3 protein-coding genes are annotated in these 5,405 nt (G+C 40.1%); all 3 read right to left on the bottom strand.

Features of this window, described 5'->3' with window-relative positions; genetic code table 11:
- A partial coding sequence (locus AC220I_RS17720) for a PucR family transcriptional regulator (RefSeq protein ID WP_486725197.1) occupies positions 1–1,610 on the bottom strand: 1,610 nt, incomplete at its 3' end.
- 180 nt (positions 1,611–1,790) lie between these two features.
- Positions 1,791–3,011: a uracil-xanthine permease family protein gene (locus AC220I_RS17715; protein WP_486725196.1), complete on the bottom strand. Its 1,221-nt coding sequence runs from the start codon at positions 3,009–3,011 to the stop codon at positions 1,791–1,793.
- Positions 3,012–3,054: 43 nt separating this feature from the next.
- Positions 3,055–5,358 carry a xanthine dehydrogenase family protein molybdopterin-binding subunit gene (locus AC220I_RS17710; protein WP_486725195.1) on the bottom strand — a complete coding sequence of 768 codons (2,304 nt, stop codon included), beginning with the start codon at positions 5,356–5,358 and terminating at the stop codon, positions 3,055–3,057.
- Positions 5,359–5,405 lie beyond the last annotated feature (47 nt).

The following is a 5,405-nucleotide window of genomic DNA, read 5'->3' as shown; positions in this document are numbered from 1 at the left end:
CGGTAAATCACAGTATTGTAATGGGTGTACATCTCCTCAGATACCTTTTTGAGATTACAACCACAGGAAAAATACATTTTAAGGGTCTGCAATAAATCGGCGTCCTTCTCCCTGTCATAAGCCACAATAGGGCCTAAGGTTTCCATGAAAAACTGGTATAACTCTGGCTGAATGACTTCATTTGACAAGATTCTGTATATGCCAAGATCATCAAAATGTAAAATTTTGTGGTCTAATTCATTACCAGTACCTTGTCTTGCAATACCGCCTAAATTCAACTTTTGAATTGATCGGTTGGCCTCTCGGTAACTGTTGTATAGCTCTCGATAGTTACCATATGTTCTGCCGATACCGATTGATATTTTATTATGAATATTTTCCAGTTTAGAAAAACTGAGCAGGTCATGTGAAAACTGAATCATTTCCTGCTTCATCTTTGCTTCGTCGTAGAGGTAGTCAAAGCCCATTAAAAAGATGACCCGATCACTCTTGTTCCCATAAATCAGTTCGCCTTTATAAGAACGGTGCAGACGTTCTACAACACTGATAAGCTTTGAATTGAGCTGTTTTAAAATTTTCGAATTATTGGGTGTATATTTGACATCCGTTACCGTCTCATTTATAGAGACGAGAACCACACCGTAAACATTATTCTTGTTAAAATCAAAATACGTGGCTTTTTCTATAGCCCTAAGATGATGACTTTCTTGGTCAGATAGTAATTCTTCTATAAATTCAATTTTGTGTTTGTTTTCATTTTCATAAACCGATAGCTTCTTTGCAGAATTAAGTGCAATTAAGGACACCGCTGCCTCAATCATAAAGAGTGTGGTGTCTGCAATATTATCATTAACATTCCAAATGATGACATGTCCGTAAAGGACATCTGCTGAAAAAATCGGAATCATTAATCGATTGACCATTTGGTCGCCAAAATAATCTTCAAAATGCTCAATCCCAAAATCTCGGATGGTTTTCTTATACTTTGCATTTCGATTGAGGATCAGTTGTTCCACAAGTGGTTCAATCATTTTAGTCTGTTCAGGACTGGCAACGATCACAAAATCCTTAAAGATATCCTCTGTAATGGCAATTGGTGCATCCACAACATCGTGAATCATCTTTGCGATTTCATAGAGGTCACCGCCTCTAAGCATAATTTCCTTGAGACGATTGTTGAAATCGTCTATTTGAATCAATAAGTTTGTTTGTTTATTCACAACACTGGTCAGTATATTGGTAATGATATCTCCAAAGGAAATATCCTGTGGAATGCCTATAATGGGAAATGCCAATCGGTCAGCAGTTTCAATAACACTATTTGGCAGCTCATCTATGTAACGCTTGGTCTTAATCCCAATTCCGGCTACACCTATTTCCTTCATGACTGGAATGAGCTCATTTAACTTCATAATGTCATCTTTAATTGAGTAGGCAGTGGTCAAGAGAAATTCCCCTGGTTTAACCCAGTTAATGATATCTGGAACCTCCATGACATTAACCTTGGTAATATAATGCTCAAGCCCCAACTTTCCGCCTATGATTTCAGCTTCCTTAAATAAATCAAGCTGCATGATTTCACTTATTCGAACCCCAATATTATTTTGCATGGCGCGTCACCTCTAATACCATTATACTAAATATTCTGATTATTTTAAGGGTATTTTTTTAGCAACTCACAACAATAAAATAGAGCAATTCGGTGAAATATTCGTAAATGTTTTACAAAATAAACCGGTAAAAGACCTACTCTTTTACCGGTTGAGTGATTAACGAGAAAGTAAGTAGTACTATTCTGGTAAAATAATATTTAAAATAATGCCTGCTATTGCAGCAAGTGCCATACCTTCTACGTTTACAGAGAATGCACCAATGTTAATTGGAAGTACTGCACCACCTAAACCTAGAACCACGATAACTGCTGTAATAATAAGATTTCTTGATTTTGTAAAATCAACCTGATGCTCAACCAAAGTTCTAGCACCGATAGAAGCGATCATCCCGAATAGGATAATAGAAATACCACCGATAATTGCGCCAGGAATTGTAGAGATTAATGCACCAAGCTTTGGAATAAGACCTAAACAGATTGCCATAACCGCTGCAATTCTCATGATCTTAGGATCCCAAGCTCTAGTGAGTGCCAAAACACCCGTATTTTCAGAGTAAGTTGTATTTGCTGGTCCACCAAACATTGCTGAAACAGAAGTTGCAATACCATCACCCATAAGTGTTCTTGTTAAACCAGGGTCTTTCATGAAATCTTTTTCTACAGTTGCACCTATAGCGAGGACGTCGCCAACATGCTCAACCATAGTTGCAAGTGCGATTGGTGCAACAGTAAGGATTGCATCCAAGTTAAATTTAGCAAAAGTAAATGCAGGTACACCGATAAAAGCAGCCTGTTGAACTGGTGTAAAATCGACTTTGCCAAGGATCACTGCAATTATATATGTGCCAATTAGGCCAATGATAACTGGAATTACTTTTAAGAAGCCCTTTGCATAAACGCTAACCCCTGTAACGATACAGAATGCGATAAATGCTAAAAGCCAGTCTGCCTGCGCCATACCAACTGCTACTGGTGCGAGTTTTAGACCAATAACGATGATAATCGGACCTGTAACAACAGGTGGGAAAAACTTGATAACCTTTTCTGAACCAAATACTTGCATCAAGCCTGCTAAAATCAGGTAAATAAAACCAGCAACAACGATTCCGCCTCTTGCATAATCTAAACCATAAGTACCTGCTACCGCAAGCATTGGAGCGATGAATGCAAATGAAGAGCCTAAGAATGCTGGAACTTTACCTTTTGTAATAAAGTGGAAAATAAGAGTACCAATACCTGCTAAAAATAGTGAAACAGAAATATCGAGTCCAGTAATAATCGGAACTAAAACAGTAGCACCAAACATTGTAAAAGTGTGCTGAAGACCTAATGTCATCATTTTAGCCGTCCCCAACTCAGTAACATCTGTAATCGCATGTACGTTTTTTTGCGATTCCATAAAACCCCTCCTTATTTTCTAGTAGATGCGTCTTCTCGTTAACCTATTTTTCTTTCATTGCCTTTAAGACCTTTTCAGCTGTCATAGGCATTGTATTGAGTCGAATACCAGTTGCATCATAAATGGCATTCGCAATCGCTGGAGCAGATGGCACCATTGCAGGTTCTGCAACCCCCCTTGCGCCAAATGGACCAGTTTCCTCTGGGTTTTCTACAAACTTGATAATCATTTCCGGCATATCATCTGCTGTCGGAATTTTGTAATCGACAAACGATGGATTTAGCACCTTGCCATCCTTGAGCATGAGCTCTTCAAACAAGGCTGTCCCCATCCCTTGTACGATTGCACCTTCTATTTGACCTTCGAGGAGTTGAGGGTTCATCACCTTACCCACATCGAAGCAAGAAGCAACTTTTAAGACCTTGGTTTGACCTGTTTCTATGTCAACCTCCACCTCTACGCCCTGTACCCCATATGTCCAGAACACAACAGGATGGTCACCAAGACCGGTTTTCTTATCTGCATTTCTGATGTTCGGTGGAATAAATGAACCCCTACCAATGATTGGTCCATGAATTGCCGAGCCATCTGGGAAGTTAAGTCCCAAGGCAAGTTCAGAAATTGCAACTTTCTTATCAGGATATATTTTAGAGACCACATAACCATCTCTAAGTTCCAAGTCTCTTTTGAAGATACCCAATTTTATCTGAGACAGTTCAAGTAATTGATCCATTGCGTCATGGCAAGCCTCATAAACGGCACGACCCGCTGAATAAGTAATCCTTGAAGCAACAGTTTGCCACTCGTAAGGGGTATGATCTGTATCGCCTGTTTTAATGGTGATTTTTTCAGGTGAAATCGATAAAACCTCTGCGGCGATTTGGGTCATAACGGTGTCAGAACCCTGACCTATATCTTGCGCACTTACAAGTAGATGTGCAGACCCATCTTCATTGAGTTTAATGATTGCTGAGGATGCTGCGTTATTAGGCATTGAAGGGGCCTTCCAGCCACATGCGATTCCCTTTCCACGCAATTTTGTTGGTGAAGAAGGCTGGCTCTTTTCATAAAATTTAATATCCTCAACCACTTGGTCTAGACATTCCATCAGACCTGATACGGTAACTACTTCGCCAGTACCTGTGGTACCACCTGGTTTCATGCCGTTTATTTTTCTTATTTCCACTGGGGATATACCAAGCTTTTCTGCGATAATATCCAGATTTTGTTCTATGCCAAAATGAATTTCACACATGCCGAAGCCCCTGTAAGGACCGCCAACTGGATGATTGGTATAAACGCAATAAGAATCTGTCCAAACGTTGTCTATATCATATGGTCCAGCCGATGCATATCCTGCAGCCTTTGCGATGTTGACACCATACTCTGTATAAGCACCGCCATCCCAAATAAACTCGTTTTGTACTGCCAACACTTTACCTTCTTTATTAACCGCTGTTTTAATAGAAGCGTGAAGACCTTGTCTAACATAGGCATTTTCAAATTCATCTTGTCTCGAATAAGTGAGTTTTACTGGTCTGCCCTTTGCACGCATGGCAAGTGGTATGATAATCCCTTCTAAGGTCGTTCCAGCTTTTGAACCAAATCCGCCACCGACTGCTGGTGAAAGTACTCTCAACTTATTAAGTGGTACATCAAAGGCAGCAGAAAGTGCTTGTCTTACTGCATATGGCGACTGGCAGCTTGCCCAGACTGTCAAGAATCCGTCAGCATCCATCTGTGCAATTGCAGTGTGTGTCTCTATTGGTACATGCTGGACATGTGGTACGAAAAAGTTGTTTTCAACAACAAACTCAGCATTTTTAAAAGCTTCAGGAACATCGCCCTTTCTTAGGGTATAATGATTGGAAATATTGGTCCCTGGCTTTGGAAAGAATACAGGTGCCCAATTGTAATCGCCTAAGTCTGGATGGACAAGTGGTGCATCAGGCTTCATGCCTTCTTTGGCATCCGTCACCGCAGGAAGTACTTCATATTCCACCTCAATGAGTTCAACCGCTCTTTGTGCAATTTCTTCAGTTTCGGCACAAACCGCCACCACTGCTTCACCGCGATATCTTGCTTTGCCAACTGCTAAAAAGTTCTTATCCTCTAAATAGAGCCCACCTCTTTTTTCGAAGTGCTCTCCAGTAATGATATCCTTAACACCCTTAAGCGCTTTGGCTTTTTCAATATTGATATTAAGGATGTTTGCATGTGCATGCGGACTTCTTTTTACAGCCGCATACAACATTCTTGAAAGCTTAATATCATCTACATATTTTAAGGTCCCTGTGACCTTTTTTACCCCGTCAACTCTTTTAACACTCTTACCAACAAATTTCAAACCAAACACCCCCTATGCTTTGTTTTGATCTGCAACGATTTGAATTG

Source organism: Fusibacter sp., assembly GCF_057447755.1.
Note: the sequence above shows the minus strand (reverse complement) of the source record. Positions and strands in the feature narration are given on the sequence as shown.

Excerpts from the sequence above, each read along its gene's own strand:
- AC220I_RS17715 (WP_486725196.1), bottom strand. The coding sequence starts at position 3,011 with ATGGAATCGCAAAAAAACGTACATGCGATTACAGATGTTACTGAGTTG.